This is a genomic window from Paenibacillus sp. FSL R7-0273 (genome assembly GCF_000758625.1).
Taxonomy (GTDB): domain Bacteria; phylum Bacillota; class Bacilli; order Paenibacillales; family Paenibacillaceae; genus Paenibacillus_AQ.
In genome coordinates this window covers 3818026-3840818 of sequence record NZ_CP009283.1, presented here as the reverse complement: position 1 = coordinate 3840818, position 22793 = coordinate 3818026, and the positions used below count along the sequence as shown (strand labels likewise).

The window sequence follows — 22793 nt, the reverse complement described above, 5'->3', positions numbered from 1 at the left end:
GCTTTCAGCTCTCCTCCAGTAAAAGTTCCAGCGCATTCAGGTCGATCGTTCCGGCGTTTATGGATGGGCGGCCGGGTGTATTAGCCTTCATATCAGGCCTCAAAGCGGCGGCCAGCCCTTTAATATCTTCCCTGTGTGATTCCAAGCCCGGCTTTACGGGGTAAGTCATCAGGATATGCTCCGCCAGCATCTGCACCGTATTAAAATTGAAAACATCATTGGAATGCAGAGCGATGCCTAGCTTCTCATTAACCTTGTCCACAAGCTCCAGAGTCAGCACCGAATTCACGCCAAGCTCCGAAAAAGGAATGCTGCCGTCAATGCCTCCGGCTTCGGCATATATGACCTCTCCGAGCACCTGATACAGACATTGCTCTATCCCCTGCCCGGCATTATCGTCTTCAGCCTCTGCAGAGTCTTGAAGAAGAACAGCTCCTAAGACTGCGCTGTCAGGCAGCTTGTCTATAACAGCCTCCAAGCGGACAGGGATATATTCAGGTTCCGGCTCACTTGGTGCAGAAGCAGTTTCGTATTGCGCAGATGCCTGCGGTGTAAAACCTTTGCCGATCCAGTATCTTTTCTTGTTGAAGCTGTAGTTCGGCAGCGTAATCAGCTGCGGGCTGCTTCCTTCATGCAGCTGCTTCCACGGGATATCCACTTTCAGCAGCCACAGCTGGGCAATCTGCGGTAAATTTCTGCTGCTTACAATACGTTCGATAAACTGGTTGCCCGGGTCATTATGGAATAGAATGGAGGTCATCTCCCCCTGCATCCCCGGTCCGCCCGTATAAACATCCGGCATATTCGATTCGCCTGCGGCAAACCGGCTAAGCGCTTGACGGAGTTCTCCGGCAGTACGGCATACAAAAGCCGTGCGCTCATCGAACATTTCCCGGCCAGTCTGCAGCGTATACGCGATGTCCTCAAGGCGCAGAGTGTAATTCCCTTCACCGGCATCCGCCTGAGGCTGCTTCCGCTGCTTCTGTCCTGCTTCTGCATAACGGTTCATCAGCTCCCGCAGAGAGCGGCTGTTCCAGAAGGCTTCTTCGTCATATTCGCCCTGGAAAATCTCGCGCAGCTGAGCCGCGATTGCAACACGGTGCACCGCATCTGCACTCAGGGTGGCCAAATCCTCATCCCAGTCGATAAGCTCCGGATTTACGCCCAGTACCTCCGCGATGATCTCCACGCATCTGCCGTAAACGTCCCCGGGCTCAGCAATGGACTCCTCCTGTGCAGCCGCCGCTTCACTTGCCGCAACAGCAACCGGCTGTCCTCCGGCACGGTGCCGTCCGATAAATTCGGCAAGCATGCCCGCCTGCTCCTTCAGCTTGTCCGGCGTCTTCGCGGAAAGCAGAATTAATTGTTCTCTGTCCGGCAACGATTGGCTGTCCGTCACAGCCGCGGAGATGTCCGGCTCATATGATTCGATAATGAGATGCGCGTTGGTTCCACCTGCTCCAAAGGAGCTGATCCCAGCCGTCAAAGGCAGATATTGCGTCCCTGAAGGAGTCTCCTCTTCGAGCTGCTCCCATTGCCGGAGTTCACGCTGCACGAAAAACGGCGTTTTTTCAAAGTCGATATTGCTATTCAATGTATCCGCCAGAATCGAAGGCGCCAGCTGCTTGTGCCGCATTTGCAGCAGCACTTTGGTCAGCGAAGCCATTCCCGCCGCCGATTCCAGATGACCGATGTTGCTTTTGACCGATCCGATAGCGCAGAAGCCGGTTTTCTCGGTCGATTTCCTGAACGCTTTGGTCAATCCGGCAATTTCAATAGGATCACCAAGCGCTGTGCCTGTACCGTGTGCTTCAATATAATTGATCCGCTCTGGATGGACTCCCGACTTCCGGAGCGCTTCCTCAATCAGCTCCGCCTGCGCATTCGGATTGGGCACCGTGTACGAGCTGACCTTTCCTCCATGATTGACGGCACTGCCCTTAATCACGCCGTAAATCCGGTCCCCGTCGCGCTGCGCGGCTTCCAGCGGCTTCAGCAGAACGGCGCCGACGCCCTCACCTGGAACATAGCCGTCTCCGCCTTGCCCGAAGGCCCGGCATTTGCCCTCTGAAGAGCCAAAGCGCTGATCGGACAGAAAAATATACTTCGCCGGATGGACAATCGTATTTACACTTCCGGCCATCGCAAGCTCACTTTCGCCTCGGCGGATGCTTTCGCAGGCCATATGGATAGCTACCAGCGCGGACGAGCACATGGTGTCTACAGCCAGGCTGGGACCCTTGAAATTGAAATAATAAGAAATACGGTTCGCAATGGAGGCGAAGGATGAACGCACATCCTGCAGCTTACCCTTCGCATATTGTTCAGCGCCGAGCATTTGGTAGTGAGAGTTCATGACGCCGACGAATACTCCAACCTTTTTCCCGGATACCTTGCCTCCGGCATAACCTGCATCCTCCAGCGTATGGTAAGCAGACTGCAGCATCAGCCGCTCCTGAGGGTCCATAAGCTCCGCTTCTCTTGGTGAGATATGAAAAAATCCGGCATCGAATTTCTCCACATTGTTCATGAAGGCACCCCACTTGGTATAGACTTTGTTGCTTTTGCCTTTTTCCGGGTTATAATCCTTGTGGTAATCCCAGCGTTCTGCCGGAATTTCAGTGACGCAGTCTTTACCCAGGCGGAGGATCTCCCAGAATTGCTCCAGCGTATCCGCCATCGGATATTGACCGCTTAGACCGATAATAGCGATGTCGCCACCTTGTACTTCTGCAACCCCTTGGCGAGTTTCGGGGAGAATCTGCACCTCTTTCGGCAATTCAGGCTCCGGCAGCTTATGCGGAACCCGGCTTTCTTCCGATTGCACCTTCTGCCGGAAAAACTCTGCATAGGTATCCAGGAAAAAGGCGGTCAATTGTCCGATGGTACTGTATTCAAAAAACAGGGTGCTGGGCAGATCGCTGAAATCACCTTCAAGCATGGAATTCAGATCCATTATCATGATTGAATCTATTCCATATTTCGAGAACTCTGCATCTCTCTGCAGTTGTCCCGGCGGAATCCCCGTCGCCTTGGATACAATTCCCTTCAGATACTTAACAATTTCCTGTTCTATTAAAACCGTCGGTATTGGCCCGCCGGATGGGCTTTGTTTTAACGTGTCTATCGTCAAGCTACGCGCCCCTTCCCGGGTTTGAACCCGTTCTTTAACATCCAGCACACGGTTGATCATCCTGGCGTTGCCGCAGGCGACAATCACCCGCGTCAGATCCGACCCGGTCAGCCGTTCAAGCAGTTCAAGGCCGGCGTGCGTTTCAAGCTGATCCATGCCCGCATGCTGGCGGTATTGCACGTCTTCCTGAGGCGACAGCTGCATCGCCCCCTCATTCCATACCGGCCAGTTGATCGACAGGGAGATGCCCGAACGAAGTCCGGCTTTAACCTGCTCAGCGCGCCGTTCGGCAAAATGATCAAGGAAGCTGTTAGCCGCCGCATACGTGCCTCTTGCAAAATCGCCGATCAGCGCAGAAATAGAGGAGAAGAGAATAAAAAAGTCAAGCTGTTCATTGCGCGTCGCTTCATCCAGACCGATGGCACCGTGGATTTTGGGCAGCAGCACTTCCGTCAGCTCCCCGGGCACGGCTTCGGCCAGCGTCTTGCTGCCAAGTACGCCCGCACAATGGATCACACCGTTTATAGTGCCGAAAGCTTCCTTCGCCTGCTTAACGATCTCCTCGGCCGAGCTCAGGGCAGATAAATCTCCAGCCACGTAAATGACTTGCCCCGGAAGGCTCTCCAGCCGTGACAATTGCTCCTGCCGTTGCTTATCCAGCGCCGATCTTCCTGTTAGGACAATGTTTGCCTTGTAATTTACAAGGACAAATTCCGCCACAGCCAATCCCAGCTTGCCCATGCCGCCGGTAATGAGGTAAGTTCCTCCGCTGCGGAAGCCGCTTGACTCCCTGCTAGGCAACAGCAGCATATCCAGTGCAGCAATGGCTCTTATAGTTCGCACTCCCTCACGGTAAGAAACAACCTCGCAGGAAGCGGTTTTACCGCCTAGCAGCTCCTTTGCTGCCAGCAGCGGCAGTTCATTGGCATCATCGGCATGCAGGATGGAGGGCAGGAACGTCCGACTTAACGTTTGAAAAGCTTTACATAGTCCTTTGAACATGCCCGCTCCAGCTCCGTCCCCAGAGGAAGCGTAAACCAGACGCACAGGCTGTTTAGGATTTACTTGAACAAAGGCTTGGAACAAGAAATAGATTGCACAGAACGCTTCGATAATCCGGGGTTCATCCCATTCAAATACGATAGAATCGATGCGCAGCCCTTGGTCGGCCAGCTCCTGGAACATACGGAGGAAATCTTCCTGCTGCGCCGGGTTCAGCGTGTACTCCTCCCCGTCGCTTTCCGCACTGTAGGCTGGCCCTTGTTGTACAAAGACAAGCTGTTCTACAGCTTTTCCCTGACCGTTCCCCAGCGCTTCAGCCAATCTTTGCCCGCTCATCCGGTTCTTCCCGAAATAGAGCACATGGACGGCTTCATTTCTGCCGCTTTCCGGTAACGTCGCTTCCAGCCAGCTTTCGGTATATAAATGAACGTTGTCCGCTGCAGCCGTCTTTGGCTGAATTGCCCGGATCGTAAAGTCGCGCGCTTCCACAAGCACCTCGCCGGCTTCACTCAGAATGAAAATGTGAAACCGCTGCATGCCCGCAGCCTTGCCCGCTGTTTCCGGTTCAATCCTGGCGTACGAATAGCAGTTTGGCGTCAGTTTGCCGTAAATGCTCAATTCACCGAGCGCAAACGGAATATGCAGCTGAAGCTGCCGGTATGCCTCTGCTCCTCCAATCCAGGTGACCGCACGCAGCGCGGCATCGACAAGGGATGGATGCAGATCATATTCATCAAAGGTTCCCAGCAGATGTGCGGGCAGCTCCAGCTTCTCCAGCGATTCGCCATCTCCCCCAAAGGCTTCCTGCGTGGCCTGAAATCCCGGGCCATACTGAAAGCCTATAAAGCGCCCGAATACTTCCTTATAGCAAAAATCCTTCGAAATGCGCGCCCCGCAGCGTCCCTTAATTTCCGGAATATTGAACCGAACCGGCTTCACGCGGCCCTTCTCTGAGATGCTGAGCTTGCCTTGGCAATGCCGGATCTTCTCTCCGCCGCGCCAGGTAAATACTTGAAACCTCATAAAATCCGCTTCGTTCTGAATCTGAACATACGCATCAAGCAAATCTTCAATCTCCATCCGGTTCACCCACATTACATCCCGGAGAGCCTGCACCGGCTGTCCTGCAGCAAGCTCTCCGGCGGCCCGGGCGATTTCCAGATAGGCAACGCCGGGTAGAATAACCCGATTATCCACGATGTGGTCGCCCACATAGAAATCACTGATCTTCAGCGTCTTCACGAACAATCCCGTCTCAGGACTGGATTTATCCAGATCAAGCATCGGATGGAATTTCCGTGTTGCGGCAGCCGGATTGCCATTAATATTGCCTCCCGGTGTTTCTACTCCCGGTTCTCTGAGCGGTATCCAGTGGGAAGACCTCTCGAAGCAATACCCGGGCAGCTGTTGTTTACGGTAGCTGCCCGCCGGATAAAGCAGCTGCCAGCTGATATCCGCTCCGGCAGCCCAGAGCTTGAGCAGCAGCTCGTTCAGCCCGGATAAACCGCTGGCCAGCGAAAATGAAGCATGCTGGATGCCTGCTTGCCGTAAGCTGACCGCTTCGGTCTGAAGTGACGGGAGCTCGCGAAGCTGCTGCTTGAGCTGATCCTTCCAGCCGGCAAGCTCGGGGATTTCTGCCAGATGGCTGCTGGCCGCATAGAGATGTTCGAAAGGCGCAGATGCATCCAGTAAATCTTGACGTCTATTAATCTGTGCGCCTATTTCTTCAAGATCCCCGTCTTCGGAGAGAAACAGGGCCGCTGCCGATTCACGGGTTAGCACCTCGTCCACAACCAGCTGTATCAGTTCCTTCAGCCAATCGCTTTCCAAGCCGATTCGGTCAGTAAGTTCCCATTTCCGGTTCAGCTTCAGGAGCGAACCGTAAGCAATCATCAGCAGCAGAACACGCTGCTTTTCTAGAAGGGGGTTATTTCCGGTAAGCAGCTCCTCATCGTTCAGAAGAGCTTCTGCCGTCAGCTTCCAAGGCTGGAGGGCCTGGTCCCAGTCCTTCAAATATTTCTTAAATGTATATTGAGTCCGGCTGAGAATACGCGCCTTCTCTGTGAAATGGCGCAGGGAGCGGCTGTCTTCCCCTTCAATCCGCAGCTCTCTCAGGCTGGCCGGATAAGCTGCGTTAATGTTCAGTCGGCAAATCTTCACCGGGGTGATGCTGTCCGCAAAAGCCAGCTCTGGACGCTGTAAGCTCCAGCCGTCAACTGCCGTTTCATCAATCAGTGCAGTGTAAGCTTCTGCAGGAGACAGCATTCCGCTTACCGCCAGTGCCAGCAGCTCGCCCTGATGTTCACCGCCGATTTCGCTTATTCGGACACCAAGTCCGATCAATGCTCTCGCCATGGCATAGTTAACGATAAAGGAGTAAGCCGCAGCACGCTCTTTCTTCCATCTGGCAATCCGGATGCCACTGCGGGGTGAATATTCAGAGGCGGCAGCTTCAATCTCCGACAATACCGATTCAAAGTGCTGCGAGATGTACTCCTGCTTCAACAGCTGTCTGATATCCGAGTAACCCCGGTACAAGATATTGGTTAAATATAGCTCCCAGCCATCCCGCCGTTTCTCTGCTCCGGCATCAGCCGGGTCAGGAGCTAGCGCCAGAAAGCTCTTTAAATCTTCCTTGCTGCGTATAACGGCTCCAATCCGATAATCCGCGCAATGCCTTCTTCCTGCCAAGAGTGTCTTGCTCATATCGCCAATGGATTCATATGTAAAGGCAGAACTGTCCACAAGCAGCTTCCAAGCGCCTATTTGCTTATTTAAACTGTTCTCATTTAAAGCGGATAAAGCAAAAACATGGCTATCCTCTGTCCGTTTACGGCCCTTCACCGGAGCAGGCGCATAGCTTTCCACGATTACATGCGCATTCACTCCTCCGAAGCCGAAGCCGCTGACGCCCGCTCTGAGCGGGGTGCGTTCATTGACAGGCTCCCAGTCGGTATTCTCCGCAGTCACCTTAAACGGTGTATGCTCCCATTCCAGCAGAGGATTCAGGCCGGATAAATTGAGCAGGGCCGGAATTTTTTTGTGCTTCATCATCAGAAGTACACGGATGAGGCCAGCCATTCCTGCGGCACTGGCGAGATGCCCGATGTTGGTCTTTACCGATCCGATCGTGCAGAATTGATTCTCATCGGTATATTGCCTGAATACCCTGGTCAATGCCTCTACTTCAATCGGATCACCGAGAGCGGTTCCTGTACCGTGCGCCTCAATATAGTTCACCGTTGCAGCATCTATGCCAGCCTGCTGCAGAGCCGCGCCGACTACCTCCATTTGCGCCTTCATGCTCGGGGCGGCAATGGTCTGCGAAGCACCGCAGTGGTTGACTGCCGATCCCCGGATCACCCCGTAAATATGGTTTCCTTCCGTAACGGCATCCTCCAGGCGCTGCAGCAGCAGAACGCCGACGCCTTCCCCTTGTACAAATCCGTCTGCATTCTCGTCAAACGCCTTGCACTGCCCGTCCCGGCTCATCATATTCGATTTGGAGAAGGTGACGTAACGCCACGGATGGTAAGACAGGCACACGCCGGCTGCAATGGCGTATTTCGATTCGCCGGACTGAAGGTTCTGCCTGGCTTTATGTACGGCCACCAGGGATGAGGAGCAGGCAGTATCCAGCGAAAGGCTTTCACCGCTTAGTCCGAGGTAATGGGAAATCCGGTTAGCGGCGATGCACTCGAAATTGCCAAGACCTGCGTAATGGTCCACATGCTCCCCCCCGGTCAGCGCCAGCAGGCTGTAGTCGTTTCCGGTCACCCCGACATATACGGAAGTGACCTTCCGTTGCAGGTCCTCCAGCGGTATGCCGGAATCCTCAAGACAATGCCATGTTTCCTCCAGCAGCATCCGCTGCTGGGGATCCATGCTGTTCACCTCGCGAGGCGACAGATTGAAGAAGCCATGGTCAAATTGATCCAGATCGTTTAATGAAGCGCAATATTTCACAAACTGTCCGTTGTTCCAGCCGAGATCGGCTTCATTCTTTAATCCGTAGCGTCCGCTCTCCCAGCGCTCACGGCTGATTGCACGCACGGAATTGATATGATTCATCATGTTATCCCAGTACTGGCTGTAATCGTCTGCATCGGGGAAGCGGCAGCCGATTCCGACAATCGCCACATCGGAGGGCGCCAAGGCCTCCTGCGTTTTCATGGAGCTGCCCGCTGCTTTAGAGACCATACACGATCTCCTTTTCTTCCACAGCAAGCTGTTCACTCATGCCTCGGAGCAGCGAGAGAATACTGCCCTCCTGGAATTGCTTCTTGATGTACTTTTCCATCGTGGACTGCCAGGTATCAAAGCCGAACCCCAGTGACTGCAGCAGTGCTCCGAGCATGACGAAATTCTCATTGCGGATATTGCCTGTTTCTTTGGCGATAGCGGAAGCCTGAATAAAGCTGACATTCCGGTACTGCTTGAAACTGCCTTCGTCTGTTCCTTTATATGTATCTTCCTTTAGCTCCGCCATATTGACGAGCATCCGGCCTTCCTGTTTCAAAAAGCTGCCCCAGCGCAGCGCTTCAATCTGGTCGAAGCCGACAACATAATCCGTAGTTCCCTTCTCGATAAGGGGGGAATAAATCGTTGTACCAAAGCGGACCTGGGCGTGCACGCTGCCTCCGCGCTGCGACATGCCGTATACTTCGGATACTTTTACGTCATAGCCGTGCGCTACCAGGCCGTGGGAAAGCACATTTGTTATCGTGATAACGCCTTTTCCGCCGACGCCGGCCAATATAATACTGGTGGACTCTGTCATTGCTTCTCACGCCTCCTTGATGCAGTCATAGGGACATACCTGCGGGCATATGCTGCAGCCCCTGCATTCCAGCCGGTCGATTATGATTTTCTGATCAACGATTTTAATGGCTGAACAGCCGAGTCTTGTGCATTTTTTACAGTTCACACAGTCTTCCGTGATGTAGTACTTGCTTTTGGCTTCAATTTCAGCTTTGGGTTTGAGAAGTTCGCATGGATGTCTGGAGATGATGACAAATGGATCAGTGCTTGCTTTGGCTAATTCAATACACTGCTGCGTTTCTGAGAGGTTAGTGGGGTCAATAATCTTGAGGTTGTCCGGCTTGATGCCCAGTGCCAGCACGATATCTTCGATGCGGATCTCATCTGACATTTCTCCCTGGAGCGTCCGTCCCGTGCCCGGATTCTCCTGGTTGCCGGTCATTGAAGTAGAGCGGTTATCCAGAATACAGATGACAATCGGTGTTTTGTTATATACGGCATTAAGAAGTCCAGTCATTCCCGAGTGAAAAAACGTGGAGTCCCCGATAAAAGAAAACACCTTCTTGCCCATCGGCTTGAAATCCTGGGTCCGCTGCATGCCTGTAGCCATAGAGATGGAAGCTCCCATGCAGAGCACGGTATCGAGCGCCATGATCGGCTCTGTGCCTCCAAGCGTGTAGCAGCCGATGTCGCCTGCGGCGATCACATCCCGCTGGCTCTTGACGGCGCTGTACAATCCAAGATAGCCGCAGCCCGCACACAAGCGGGGGGGTCTTCCCGGTACGGCGACTGGTTCGTAGGTAGCGTATTCCTCCAGCGTTATTGCTTTACGGATAATTTCCGGGTTCAATTCGCCGCATATAGGAATAATCTCTTTGCCTACGCAATCGATGCCAAGCGTCTTGAGCGCATTTTCGATAAAAGGCTCGCCTTCCTCGACCACGAAGATCCGTTTGACACGCGAAGCAAATTCTTTCGCCTTCTTGTCCGGAAACGGGTAGCTCATTCCGAGCTTCAGATAGGATACGGTATCTCCAAATACTTCTTTGGCATATTGATAAGAGATTCCGTTGGCTGCAATCCCGATGTCTGGTGAGTGGTATTCGATTTCATTCAGCGGCGAATGGTTAGAATACTCCTGGATATCGAGCAGATTCTCTTCGATTTCAAGATGCCGTTTGCGTGAAACCGCGGGCAGAAGCAGCCGGTCCAGTTTGTTTTTCCTGTAGGGCTTGGCCTTCTCTTCCACCTCCGCATCTTCATCGAAATGAACGATGCTCTTGGAGTGTGACACTCTGGTGGTTGTGCGGAACATGACGGGCGTGTTGAAGCGTTCGCTGATCTCGTAGGCCTCCACTATCATGTCTTTGCACTCCTGAGAATTGCTTGGTTCCAGCAGGGGCATCTTGGCATGGCTGGCATAAATGCGGTTATCCTGTTCGTTCTGTGAGGAGTGGATACCCGGATCATCCGCTGAAATAATGACCATGCCGGCATTGACACCTTCGTAGGTCATGTTAAACAGCGGGTCAGCCGCCACATTGAGTCCGACATGCTTCATGGTAGTCAGGCTGCGCAGACCGGCGATGCAGGCGCCAGCAGCAACTTCCAGAGCGACCTTCTCATTCGGAGCCCATTCCGCGTATACTCCTTCATACATGCTGATGCTCTCGACAATTTCCGTGCTCGGTGTTCCCGGATAGGACGAAATGATTTTACAATTCGCTTCATAAGCGCCTCTGGCAATTGCTTCATTTCCTATCATTAGAGCTTTCATCGGATCGTCCCTTCAACTTGTCTGGAATTAATAGAAAATATAGTCTTTTAGACCTTATATCTAGGTTAATGTCTATATTATAGTGTTTCTATTAAATTTGTTACGTAATTTTAATATAATCTCTTAATTTCCATGGTTAATTATGTAATATTCACAAAATTGAAAAAATTAAAAAGCTACAAATATAGTAGGAATTGATATTTTTACCCTTCTAAAGTAGTATTATGTCACCTTTTGACGCCTATCTTTCCATGAAATCTTATCTTTCAACATAGCCGAATCTTCCATTATAGCTCTTAATGCAAAAAAACAGTACGCCTTCGAATTCGAAAGCGTACTGCCTGATTTCCAATTTTAAACCTGGTTTACAATCAGATTGAACGTGCTTTACAAATAAGAAAAGTCTGATTATGCCAGGTCATCGATTTAATAATGCCAAGACCCGTTTAATATCTGCTCAAGCCGGTCGAGGTCAATTGCCGTTTCCAGTCCGCTGTCCGGATGCCAATGCTGGACGCAGCCTGACTGGTTCAGCAATACGCATTGGGGCTGATAGCCCATGCGTCTGGCCTGATAGCCCCCTGAAATCAGATTCAGTACACAAGCGATCCCGATAATTCCTTTGTCCCCTTCGGATGCTTTCTCCTTGCCAAATGCTGTTGAAGCATGGGGAATAATAAGTACCTTTGCGTCATACTTGCGAGAGAGCGCCGTAATGATGTGCACCCGGCAATCCCGGGTACAGCTCCGGCATCTGTAACCTGCGCCTTCCGGCACAGCCTTGCAGGCATTGCCCTGTTTTTTGCGCATGCATACAGGCAGAAAGATGCTCTTATCCTGGGCGGCCATAAAGGCTCCGCGAAACTCACGGTTCATGATTTCCGCGCCAACCATGTTCAGATGGTATTCAACCCGCTCCCTGCTGCAAAAAATCCGGTTCTCCCTCCACCTTAGTCTCGGGCCGTTATGTTCAATATACCGCTCCACGTTGGGTGTGTAGCAGCCAAGCACCTCAAGACTCCGCCTGTCAAACCAGGCAGCCAGACGAACGGCGCGTGACAAATATTCGGCTGCGGCGGCTTTGGGCAAGCCTTGAAATAAATCACTCCAGTGTTCAAGCCGTATGCACTCCTCCCTGAACTCTCCGCTTGCCTGCAGCCACCCGGTCAGCCTGGAGAATGATACCGTATCGAGCTTGCCGCACCCGCCGGGGTTCCGCGACAGAACCAGCGTCCCAGCAATTCCCTTAACACGGTCTACCGGCCGCCGCCACCGTACATTCCGGCTTCTCAGGCTGTATAAGGAAGACAGCAATTTGCCTGCATACACGCTTCCCGCTCCCGCGTTATGTCCATAGACCCGCCACAATACGCCGATCATAAGAAATTCCAGACCATATATAGAGGAGGAATACGATTCCAGCTTTTTATCCCGGGCATAATCGCCCATTTGTTCAATGATTTCCTTTTCCTTTAGCAAGCTGTTGAGTACTTCGTCGGTAAACCTGGCCACCTCTGTATAATATGGCTTGGTTTTGCCGCCGCTGCCGTATAAAGAATAGGTCAAGGGCTCGTTGTCTGTCCATGTCATTGCCGGATCTCCTCCCGCCGAATGTGGCTTTATCTTTCCTGGCCTCATTATTAAATAAATTAACAGGTTGAAGTGCAGCTGTCAGTGATAAAAAAAAATAAACCGATCCCCAAAAAAGGAGCGGCTTATTTGATGGCTGCGATAGTAATCGCGTTTGTTCTCAACTGATTTCATGCGGTTTTGATCGTCTAATCGGTTCCATAGAGATGAAAACCAAAGAATTCCTGTCCCTTAAAGTTGAAGGTGCGCTAATGAAATAAATTTTATTAGTTCATTTGACTACAGTTTTTCTATTTACTTAGTATCGATCTGGAAGAATAATCCTATAGCCTTTCCCTTCTCCTATAAAAGTCTAATTCTCGTTGTTATGCGACATATTTATCCATCAAATCATTTTCCTGATTACTCAGGACACCCTCCTCCTAATTGCTTATGCAGTAATTCTATTAAGACAAAGCCTGTAAAGTTCTCTGAATTCGTCATTCTGCTCATATTCAATCAATTGAACCAGCCGTTGTACTAATAATTCTCTAACCCAATGTTTCATTAAACTCACTCCTTAACTAATTTGTAGTAGTGTCTTTAGTTCAATGTTAATCCTATGGTCAGAGAAAATATATAGATTTTCTGATTCTGTCGGTAGTAACAAGGATTGATATTTGTTACACCTAAGAAACACTGTGTTTTATAATAATCATAAAGTGTGTATAATAAAAAACGATTAATGCCTACCTACGAAAAAGGACTGATGCCCATGTTCTCGAACGAACAAATTTCCTCATTTAATGACTTGGAATTATCAATTTATAATTATATATCCCAAAACCTGGAGAAGGTTGCCTACATGCGTATTCGAGAATTAGCGGATGAAACGCATGTTTCAACAGCGACGATTCTTCGTTTTTGCCGAAAAAATCAATGCGAAGGTTTCTCTGAATTCAAAGTGAAAATAAAATTGCATCTAACTCAAAATAAAAAGCTTGTATTAAAAAGCCCTCACCATTCAATCTATGAATTCTTTGAACGATCACAAAGTCCGGAATGGCAGAATAAAATCCAAAAAGCAACTCAACTGTTATCTAAAGCTAGCTATGTCATCTTTATTGGTGTGGGTAGTTCAGGTATTTTAGCGGAGTATGGTGCAAGATATTTTTCGAGTCTCGGTATTTTTTCGATGTATATTAAAGATCCTGAATTTCGTGTGCATGCCAGAGTAAGAGAAAATAGTATCACCATTGCACTCTCGGCGTCAGGTGAGAACCCGTTTACTATCAGCCATCTAAAGCAAATAAAGGAAGGGAAAAGCAAAATAATTAGTATAACCAATAATCGTCAATCAACTATTGCTAAAATTTCAGATATTAATATTCCTTATTATGTTACTGAAGAAATTTATGAAACATCTAACATCACTACACAGGTTCCCGTTTTATTTCTATTGGAATGGCTTGCTCGCGAGGTCTACAAACAAAACGAAACCAGTTAATACTTAATTGTATTTATAAATGGTTTGCGGTGAACCTACCTGTCCAAAACTGGTTGAACCTCTGAAAGTGTCACTTCCTGCAAACCGATCTACTTCACCCTCGCTCACCCATAAAAATACAAATCTTCCTTGTTCATTAGTGAATAAGCTGTTCCAAAATGCTACATAACCTATGTAACAGAATAGTTTAACTCCAACAAGAAATTAACGATTTTTTTGCAAAAAAATGTATTTCCAACTATGGAATTATATTATATAATCTTAAAGAAATTAATTACTGGGGGGCATATTGGTGACTAGTTCAAGAACTTTAAAATGGATCACAGGGGCATTCGAGATTATTTTGGCCATTCCGATTCTCGGTGCTGCAATTGTTATGGGAAGCTGGTACACTGTATTGGGATTAACCTTTATCCTCCATTTGGTGACTCTTATCCTGTCATCTAAGAACAAAGAAGCGTATTATGGTTCTGTGCTTGGGATTATCACTTCGCTTCTCGCTTGGATACCTTTTGTAGGATGGGTTCTGCATTTGATTACAGGTATTCTGCTTATGGTAACTGCGTCGCAAAGATCGCGCCGGGTAACCGATCCTAATACATATCAGGCTTAAGTACCGGCCATAGCCGGGTTTAGCCTCAACACACAGCCCGATCTGGAGGACATCAGATCGGGCTGTGTTCGTGTTATTTGCCTCAAGAAATTGAATCGTGCTATGGGGATTGATGAAGATCAAACTCAAGTCAGAAAATACAGCTGTGACATCGGAACGGTGTCTACCGGCTTACATTGGAGTGCCTCACCGTTAACAGAGACGGAATAGCTGCGCGGGTCAAACCAAATCTCCGGGGTTTCGCCATTGTGGATCAAGGATTTTTTGGTAACCGTCCGGCATCCCAGAACGGGCTTCAGCATTTTCGTCAAATGCAGCTTATCCAGCATTCCGAAATCAAGTGAGGCTTGTGACACAAAGGTCGCACTTGTCGCAGCTCTCGCCTGGCCGTAGCTGCCGAACATCGGTCTGTACATATAGGGCTGCGGAGTCGATATGGAGGCATTGGGGTCTCCCATTAATGCATGGGCGATCATTCCGCCCTTCAAGACCAATTTTCACCGCGTATTCAAAGCCTTAACAGGAGTAATCCCCCATAAATACAGACAAAACCAGTCCCGTATATAAAAGAAGCCTGAGGAGTATCCAGTGACTAAGCCGTACTGCTCCCCGGGCTTTTTTTTGTCCACTTTAGATCATCCTTCAGAATATCTTCAGAATTCTCCCCGTAATTTCTTCAGTTCTGTTCACTAAGATGACTACATCAGCTCTACGGCTCTCATATCTAATTTTGAATTACGGGGGAATAATGAATGAATCAGCATCTATTGTTTTTAGAGAGGTTCCTGAAGAGTCCGAGGAATGTGGGGAGTGTTGCACCGAGCTCACGTTATCTGGCCCAAAAGATGGTCAAGCAGGTGAACTGGAGTGAAATAAGAGCCGTTGCAGAGCTCGGATCCGGAACAGGACCTATTACCCGTTACATTCAATCTAATGTGAACCCGGATACGAAGGTCTTTTTATTTGAAATGGACCATTTGATGAGGACAAGATTGCGGCTGGATTATCCCGGGTTCTCTTGTCACGCTAATGCAGCCCGTTTAGTGAATACCATTCATCAAAAAGACACCCGCCATCTGGACTGTATTTTCAGCGGCCTGCCTTTTTTCAACTTTGAACGCGGGCTAAGGGATACTTTGATGGACCAGATTGTTCATGCACTCAAGCCGGGCGGGATGTTTATTGCCTTTCAATACTCCCTTCAGATGAAGAAACAGCTCTCGGAACACTTTATTATTGAGGACATTAAATTAGTGCCTTTGAATCTCCCCCCTGCGTTTGTGTACGTCTGCCGGAAAAAGATAACAATCTGATGTATAATAAGCTACCAATATCATTAAAGTGAGGGCAACTGCAGATGAATACCATTCTTGTTGTGGATGACGAATCCGAAATCCGTGATATTATCCACGTTTATTTACGCAATGAAGGATACCGTGTTATTGAAGCGTCTGACGGTGAGGAGGCTCTGCAGGTTATACAGGCTTCACCTGTTGGGCTGGTCATTCTCGATGTGATGATGCCCCGGATGGACGGAATTACGGCCTGCCTGAAAATAAGAGAAATCTCTGACACGCCAATTATCATGCTGTCTGCCAAAGAAGAAGATATTGATAAAATTACGGGCCTTACAACAGGTGCGGATGATTACATGACCAAGCCCTTTAACCCTTTAGAGCTGCTGGCCCGGGTAAAAGCCCAAATGCGGCGGCAAACATTGCTGGGGAAAGCAGAGAACAACTCCATTATTCTGATTAAGGACCTTGTCATTGATCAGAGTAAGCATTCGGCAAGGCTGAAGGAACAGGATATTGGACTTACTCCTCTTGAATTCGGCATTCTGGTATTGCTGGCCAGCCATCCGGGACAAGTCTTTAGTTCAGAGCATATCTATGAAAGGGTCTGGAAAGAACCCTTTGGTTATTCGGATAATACGGTTATGGTCCATGTCCGCAACCTGCGGGAGAAATTGGAGGATAATCCCCGGAGTCCTCAGTATATCAAAACGGTTTGGGGAGTTGGCTATAAAATTGACTGAAGCTGCAAAGCAATCCAAAAGAAAACAAAAGATTCAGGTGAATATTCTCTTAAGCATGCTGCTGAGTTTAATTCTTGCTGTGACGCTGAATAATGTACTGATCTACTTCGTTTTTCAGGTTGGAACAGGCCTCGACTGGCTGGAAAAGATTTTTCCCTATCTGATTACTCCCTTCTTTATCATTGTATTTATCATCACGTTCCTTATGTCCACACGCCGCATCGTTAAGGACCTTATGACACTGGAGCAGGGTCTGCAGACCATTACCGAAGGAGACCTGAGCTACCGTGTGCCCGTTAACCGGCAGGATGAGCTTGGGCGGGTAGCCTTTAATATTAACCGGATGACGGAGCGCCTGGAGCAGCAAATTGCCAAGGAACGGGCAGCCGAGCAATCGAAGATGGAATTGATTACCGGCCTTTCGCATGATCTGCGCACGCCTCTTACCAGTATTATCGGGTATATTGAGCTTTTGAGATCCAATTCCTTTCAGGATCAGGAAGAATACGTCCGTTTTGTGCAAAACACCTATAATAAAGCTGCACACTTAAAAAAGCTCCTTGACGATCTTTTTGAATACACCAGGCTTAGCTCGGTTGACCCTCATCTGAATGCACACCAGATTGACCTCTGCCAGCTCCTGAACCAGCTGCTGTTTGAATTTGAACCGATCGCTTGTGAAAATGAGCTTCATATCATTAAAGAACTCGGCAGCTCGCCGGTGTTGTCGGTAGTGGACAGTGATAAAATTGCCAGGGCAATTGATAACCTGCTGATGAACGCTCTTAAATACTCCTTCAAGCCGGGAGCCATCCGCATTCGGATGGTGACAGATTCTAAACAGGTAACAATTGAGGTTGAAAACCGGGGAACTCCTCTGACAAGGGAGCAGCAGGATAAGCTGTTTGAACGTTTTTATAAGGCTGACCACTCCCGGAGCAGCGAAGGCCTCCAGACCGGGGCCGGCCTGGGCCTTTCTATAGCCAGAAACATAGCTGAGCTGCACGGGGGTTCACTTACACTTAATCACTTAGAAGACTTGTTTAACTTTAAGCTTAAGCTGCCGTTAGAAGCTGATGGATGAAGCCGGCACTCAGACAATATTGACCGTTACAACCACATCTCTATGTTGCGGTGCCAATTCATCTTCCTTTGTCATATTCAGAATTAGCGTACCGTCCTTGGCAATATGGACCGGCCGGACCATTGTATGCCTGCAAGGATCGTGTAAGCCGCCTGCCCCGGCACCTTCATGCGGCTCCGGAACCGGCCTGGCATGATAGACGTTAATTGGATTACCATATTCATCGATTACAAAGGAGTTGTGGCCGGGTCCGCAGTGCGGATTAATGCCTTCAACATTCAGTACGTCTTCTGTACTTAGTGCCGCATAAGCAGGGTGTGTCCAGCTGTCAGGGTCCATGATGTCTGTGTGCAGATCTGCCGTCATAACGGCAGTACAGTAATACTTATCTACGGTAGCACCGGCATAGCTTAAGTATATTTTACCCCCGTATTGCAGCACCGCAGCTCCTTCAACGATTCCCTGGTCTGTATTGTGCAGGTTGTGCCTGCCATATTCAAAAGGCCATTCGATCCCTTTTATGACAGCCGGCTCGCCAATCAGTCTGCCCGGATCAGCCGGATCAGCCTTCTGGATATGCAGCTTGCAGTCACGAGGCCAAATGTAATATCCGGTACCGTTAATTTCTGCGAAGGTCATATCAAAGCCGCACGGAGAATTCCGGAGAGCGCGTGGCTTCCAATTGTTACGATTGAGCATGCCTCCCTGCCGCATTTCGGCTAACGTGCTGGTGTATTTCACGAGTACCATTGTACTGCACATTTGTCTGCCGTGCTCAGCCTGACCGGCTCCGGTGAGAATGTACCATTCCCCGTTTATTTTGTGGATTTCCGGGGCCCACAGCACCGGGACGAAGCCGTCTTCACCCCGGGGTACCCATACATCGTGCTCTTCAGCCAAGCGCAGATCCGCGAGCGTTTTGGCCCGGCGTAACGTTATCCGGTCATAATCAATATCCTTCATCAGGAACTCAGTCCACACGGAAGGATCGGATTCAGGAAAATAAGAGCCTGTCGCATAATAATAACCGTCATCCGCATTAAAGGTTATAAACGGATCGGCCCGCTCTTCTATAAAAGGGTAATCGAAGAAGGACTGAACAACGGTTCCTCTTACGGTATAGCTTCCGGCCCGATAGGTGTTGATTGCCAGGATGTCGTCACTGCTCCAATCCACACCTAAATCTTTTGACGACCCGTCACTGTAAAATAGCTTCACACGGTCCATCAACAGAGGCAGAGGTTCACCTGCTTTTAGATGGATTGCTTCAAATGGTACTATGCCTGTATTCCGTACCGGCGCATATTTGCTGACAACCCGCTCGTATTCCGCTTGCGTAACCTCGAACACCGCAGCTTCATCCGGCTTCGCATTGGAGGGCAGAAAGCCGTTGATTTCGCGAGCTGGATATTCAAACCCAACCTGTAATGTGAACGAGTGTAATTCATCATAGGACACGGAAGAAAAGGAAGAGCTGCCTGTTCTGCTTTTCCAGAATAGCCGGTATCCTTTCAACTGCTCATCATACACAATCTGCGGGTCTTCAACCTCCAGGCCAGCCCCATTGACTGGGACCCGTCTTTGATTAGAGAACGAAATCAGGTCTGGTGAATCCCACAGATAGATACCGCTGCCCGTATTGTTTTCGGAGGCAACTAATCCGTAAGTGCCATCCGGCTTACGAAACAGTGCAGGCGAGCCCATCTGGGCGTTAGGACAGTTCCGGACGGAATCCTCCCATTTTACGTACAGCACCGGTTTACCTTTGTTCAAACAGCTGTACTCTGCTTCGTGTTTTTCTTTTGCAGCGATATATAAAGCACCGGTCCTTCTCGAATCAGCGGGTGACAGATATCCCCCATCCCCTTTACTTACATAAGTAAGTATGGAACCAAATGTGTGTAATATGTCCTTCACCCTCTATCTTATTTCTGTTCAGAGATTGTGGAATTGTGAGCCTGGAAGGTCTGCTGTCAGCCCACAGTCACTTCTACGCGCACCTTTTTTAACGCAGGGTTCAGATCCTTATCCTCTGTTAAATCCAGAACCGGAACGCCATCAATGTCAAAATGCACACGGCGCAGGCCTGAGCTTCTTGGCCCGTCAATACCCGGTCTTGCGTGATAGGCATTCCAGAGCAGCCCATCCTCATCTGTGACATAGGAGGTATGTCCCGGACCATACTCCCCAGGCACGCTTCTTGAGGTTAGCAGCGGATAGTTGCCTTTCGACCAGCTGCTGCTGTCCAGCAGATCACTATCCTTTTCGGCAGTCAGCAGACCCACAACATAGGTTGCATCGACCGCTGCACTGGAATAGGTCAGATACAGCTTGTCCTCCGTATAGATGGCAAAAGGCCCTTCATCCACAAAGGTATGATTGTTGGCCCAGCCGTAATTAGGCTTTGTCAAAAGCACCGGATCACTGGTCAGCTTCCATGGCTCCTGCGGGTCAATTTCAGCGATGTAGATCCAGGCACCGAGATCGACCGGAACGAACTGGCGCTCCGACCATGCAGCGTAATAGGCCCCGTTCCAATGGATCAGAGTCATATCAAGGGAAATGGTTGAACCTGCTTCGCACAAAAAGGTACCGTCCTTCTTCACTACACGCTCAGGCCTCGACCAGTCAGCAGCGCTCATCGGGTCTCCGCCTGCCCGCAGCTTCATGACATGCGCTTCTTCGTGCAGGAACTCTCCCGGAGTAGCCGCATGAAAGAGGTACAGCTCATCGCCAATGCTATGCAGCTCCGGCGCCCACAGCAGTGCTCCGATATGCTCATAGGTATCTGAATCCAGAATCAGGGACTCTTCGGCATGTACCAGCCCGGGGATGGTATCGGCTTGCCGGATATATAACGTATGATTCTGGTCTGCGTCGTTGGTAGCAATGAAGTAATACTTGTCCTTCCATTTGGCAATACAGGGGTCCGCACGCTCAGATATAAGAGGAAAAGAGTAATGCTCCTGATGGACTTCACCCAAAACAGTATAGGTTCCCGCCTTGTTCCAATCGATTTCTTCTGTATTCCAATCCACTCGTTTGAGGGCTCGGGTACCGTCACTGTAGAGCGCTGTGGCCCTGAGGGACTGTAAATCCTCCAGCTTAGCCGCTGAGATGCGTTCCGGGATTTCAATGGCAATGTTGGCTGGAACAGTGAGCTTGCTGAACAGCCTGTTCGCTATTTCTCTGGAGACTGTAATGCTGTTCCGCGGCAAGATCCCTTCGATGTCGGCAGAAGCAGTTACCAATCTAAAAGGCAGGGCTGCTTCGGGGCCCGAAATTCCCTCCAGGCTCATAATATCCGCTATCTCATTCTGATAGCCGTTCCCCAGCCCGTCGGTCCAGCGGATCAGATAACCGTCCCGGTCAGCATAATATTCGCAGGAAACATCGCTTACAAATGTATCCGCCTTAAGCTCCAGCAGTCCAACCTCCCTGTATTGCAGTAAATCGGCGGAAGCGAATATGAGCACTTTCCCTTTACTCTCTGCATCAGGTTCGCCGTCTGCCTCTGTCCGTACCGCAATTACCCCGAAATTCCCTTCTAAGGTATGGAAAAGATAAGGATTCTTGAGGCTCTTAGCGTTTAATGTACCATTCTCATTCTCAGTAGCCCTGGCGAATAAAACACCCGAATTATGGTTTAAGGCCTGATAGGGGAGCCCGGCGCTGCTGCAGGCCAGATGCATGCTGTGCGCCAGCTTCGGCGCATACACCATCTCTTCCTGCGGTAAGCGGGTGTAGCACAGGATAGAATGTCGAGCATCATTGTGTAGTGGTTTCATTAGCAAACAACGCTCCTTCTATAGTGAAAATAACCGAAATCCGCATAACCGCCAGACTGCCGGGTCGCATAATTAAAAAGCCCGATTCTGTAGCCCATAAAATGATCCAGTGTGTACTTCATATGCAGGGTGCGGCCAATTTGGGTCCATGCTATCCCGTCTTTTGAATAGAAGAAGGCTGCCTCGTCAATGCTGTCCTCGAAATTGAATTCAATTTTGAGATAAACGTGCTTACCCGTCAATTCAACGCTTTCCAGCTGTTTTTCGAGGCCGTCGCCGCCGTTGACGCACATGTCGATAGTGTACTGTCCCTGCTCCGCAGCTGTGATCCGTATAACGCCGAATTCATTCTGCAGCGCTGTCATCCCTGCCCGGTCACCCGGCTGCATGCCTGAAAGCTCTACAACCGTGTCCGCACTGCAAGCCGGACCTTCCGTCCGTTGTGTTAATGTATTGCGCGCCGTTAAAATACTGTCTGCCGGTTGACCGGTACGAAGGCGCAGAAAGCTTGGCCGCTCTGTAACAGACCATAGGCTGTTGTCAGGATTGTGATTCCACTGCCAGTTCAGGGCCAGCTTATCCGTTTCGTAATCGAATTCATCGCTGATGACCAGCGGCTTGGATTCCGCAGCTGGCAGCCCGGTCTCAAATTGGCGGGGAACCTTGCCGTTAACCCCGATAACCGGCCAGTCCTTATCCCAGCTCACAGGCAGCACACAGGGGATTCGCCCGACAGCATCATGATCCTGGAACAATACGGCATACCAGCCGTTATCCGGAGTATCGACGATACCGCCCTGGACCACCCCTTTATTGTGGTAGCCCAGGTCATCATCCAGAATGATCTTAAGCTCGTAGGGACCAAAAAGCTCGCGGGAACGGTAGCATACCTGACGTCTGCGTTTATTTCCGGTTTGCGGCCATTCAATAAAGAATAAATAGTAGTAACCGTTCAGCTTGTAGGCATGACAGCCTTCAATCCGCAGCCCCATGCCTGTCCGTTCGCCCTCAAGCAGCAGCTGATCAGCCCCGCCCGGCTTCACGGCGGCAAGGTCCTCCGTCAGCTCCCTGATCCGGATATCGCCATTGCCGTAAAGGACATAATTGCGGCCGTCGTCATCCAGCAGCAGGGCGGGATCATGGTAAAGCCCGGGTATAACCGAACGCTCCCAGATTCCATGCTCAATGTCTTCCGTTCTGTACACATAGAGCTGGTTCATATCGTTGGATGAGAAGCAAACATAGAATATCCCGTCTTTATACTTGAGAGAGGCTGCCCAGGAGCCCCGGCCATAAATCCCTTTCCCGTCCTGCAGCCGGTGTGCCTCGTTGTCTTCAAAGGTGTCATACACATAATTTACAATTTCCCAATCTCTGAGATTGACCGACTTCATAATCGGGCAGCCCGGCATGGAATGCATGCTGGTGCTGACCATATAAAATACTGGTCCAACGCGTATAACATCCACATCCGGCACGTCTGCCCACATTACAGGATTGGTTATGATAGCGGTATTCACT

The 22793-nt window shown here is 49.9% G+C and carries 13 protein-coding genes; 5 read left to right on the top strand and 8 right to left on the bottom strand.

Annotation, left to right across the window (positions count from 1 at the left end; genetic code table 11):
- Positions 1-4 precede the first annotated feature (4 nt).
- The 4 genes from R70723_RS32110 to R70723_RS16425 all read right to left on the bottom strand — a co-directional run bounded on the left by R70723_RS32110 (position 5) and on the right by R70723_RS16425 (position 12263).
- Positions 5-8335, bottom strand: a complete 8331-nt coding sequence (locus tag R70723_RS32110; protein ID WP_052421341.1) for an SDR family NAD(P)-dependent oxidoreductase — start codon at positions 8333-8335, stop codon at positions 5-7.
- Entirely contained in the window at positions 8325-8915 is a 591-nt protein-coding gene (locus R70723_RS16435; protein ID WP_039873504.1) for an indolepyruvate oxidoreductase subunit beta, read from the bottom strand. Before R70723_RS16435 ends, R70723_RS32110 begins: the two co-directional genes overlap by 11 nt.
- Before the next feature lie 6 nt (positions 8916-8921).
- Entirely contained in the window at positions 8922-10673 is a 1752-nt protein-coding gene (iorA, locus tag R70723_RS16430; RefSeq protein WP_039873503.1) for an indolepyruvate ferredoxin oxidoreductase subunit alpha, read from the bottom strand.
- A gap of 426 nt (positions 10674-11099) precedes the next feature.
- Positions 11100-12263: a DUF116 domain-containing protein gene (locus tag R70723_RS16425; RefSeq protein ID WP_039873502.1), complete on the bottom strand. Its 1164-nt coding sequence runs from the start codon at positions 12261-12263 to the stop codon at positions 11100-11102.
- 754 nt (positions 12264-13017) lie between these two features.
- Between R70723_RS16425 and R70723_RS16420 the strand changes: the two genes are divergently transcribed.
- Positions 13018-13749, top strand: coding sequence for a MurR/RpiR family transcriptional regulator (locus R70723_RS16420; protein ID WP_039873500.1), 732 nt, complete (start codon positions 13018-13020; stop codon positions 13747-13749).
- A 292-nt stretch (positions 13750-14041) separates the two neighbouring features.
- Positions 14042-14362: a hypothetical protein gene (locus tag R70723_RS16415; protein ID WP_039873498.1), complete on the top strand. Its 321-nt coding sequence runs from the start codon at positions 14042-14044 to the stop codon at positions 14360-14362.
- Positions 14363-14487: 125 nt separating this feature from the next.
- On the opposite strand, the gene R70723_RS16410 is transcribed toward R70723_RS16415, so the two are convergent.
- Positions 14488-14850 (bottom strand): hypothetical protein, encoded by a 363-nt coding sequence (locus R70723_RS16410; protein ID WP_144027006.1) that lies wholly within the window; start codon positions 14848-14850, stop codon positions 14488-14490.
- 264 nt (positions 14851-15114) lie between these two features.
- On the opposite strand from R70723_RS16410, the gene R70723_RS16405 reads away from it, so the two are divergent.
- From R70723_RS16405 to R70723_RS16395, 3 genes are read left to right on the top strand one after another with little or no spacing between them, the layout of a single operon-like run.
- Complete coding sequence (locus R70723_RS16405; protein ID WP_039873493.1) at positions 15115-15675, top strand: class I SAM-dependent methyltransferase; 561 nt, start codon at positions 15115-15117, stop codon at positions 15673-15675.
- 44 nt (positions 15676-15719) lie between these two features.
- A complete protein-coding gene (locus tag R70723_RS16400; RefSeq protein WP_039873490.1) occupies positions 15720-16400 on the top strand; it encodes a response regulator transcription factor in 681 nt (226 codons plus the stop codon).
- Positions 16393-17484 carry a sensor histidine kinase gene (locus tag R70723_RS16395; protein ID WP_039873487.1) on the top strand — a complete coding sequence of 364 codons (1092 nt, stop codon included), beginning with the start codon at positions 16393-16395 and terminating at the stop codon, positions 17482-17484. The genes R70723_RS16400 and R70723_RS16395 overlap by 8 nt, the downstream gene beginning before the upstream one ends.
- Positions 17485-17493: 9 nt before the next feature.
- On the opposite strand, the gene R70723_RS16390 is transcribed toward R70723_RS16395, so the two are convergent.
- The 3 genes from R70723_RS16390 to R70723_RS16380 form a co-directional block, all read right to left on the bottom strand.
- Positions 17494-19257 (bottom strand): family 43 glycosylhydrolase, encoded by a 1764-nt coding sequence (locus R70723_RS16390; protein ID WP_039873486.1) that lies wholly within the window; start codon positions 19255-19257, stop codon positions 17494-17496.
- Positions 19258-19457: 200 nt separating this feature from the next.
- Positions 19458-21272, bottom strand: coding sequence for a family 43 glycosylhydrolase (locus tag R70723_RS16385; RefSeq protein ID WP_039873485.1), 1815 nt, complete (start codon positions 21270-21272; stop codon positions 19458-19460).
- The gene (locus tag R70723_RS16380; protein ID WP_039873483.1) at positions 21272-22792 is read right to left on the bottom strand and encodes a glycoside hydrolase family 43 protein; all 1521 of its coding nucleotides are present in this window, start codon (positions 22790-22792) and stop codon (positions 21272-21274) included. The genes R70723_RS16385 and R70723_RS16380 overlap by 1 nt, the downstream gene beginning before the upstream one ends.
- Position 22793: the final 1 nt, after the last annotated feature.

Coding starts and splice junctions, on each gene's coding strand:
- R70723_RS16405 (WP_039873493.1), top strand. CDS start 15,115: ATGAATCAGCATCTATTGTTTTTAGAGAGGTTCCTGAAGAGTCCGAGG.
- R70723_RS16400 (WP_039873490.1), top strand. CDS start 15,720: ATGAATACCATTCTTGTTGTGGATGACGAATCCGAAATCCGTGATATT.
- R70723_RS16425 (WP_039873502.1), bottom strand. CDS start 12,263: ATGACATGGACAGACAACGAGCCCTTGACCTATTCTTTATACGGCAGC.
- iorA (WP_039873503.1), bottom strand. CDS start 10,673: ATGAAAGCTCTAATGATAGGAAATGAAGCAATTGCCAGAGGCGCTTAT.
- R70723_RS16435 (WP_039873504.1), bottom strand. CDS start 8,915: ATGACAGAGTCCACCAGTATTATATTGGCCGGCGTCGGCGGAAAAGGC.
- R70723_RS16385 (WP_039873485.1), bottom strand. CDS start 21,272: ATGAAACCACTACACAATGATGCTCGACATTCTATCCTGTGCTACACC.
- R70723_RS32110 (WP_052421341.1), bottom strand. CDS start 8,335: ATGGTCTCTAAAGCAGCGGGCAGCTCCATGAAAACGCAGGAGGCCTTG.
- R70723_RS16420 (WP_039873500.1), top strand. CDS start 13,018: ATGTTCTCGAACGAACAAATTTCCTCATTTAATGACTTGGAATTATCA.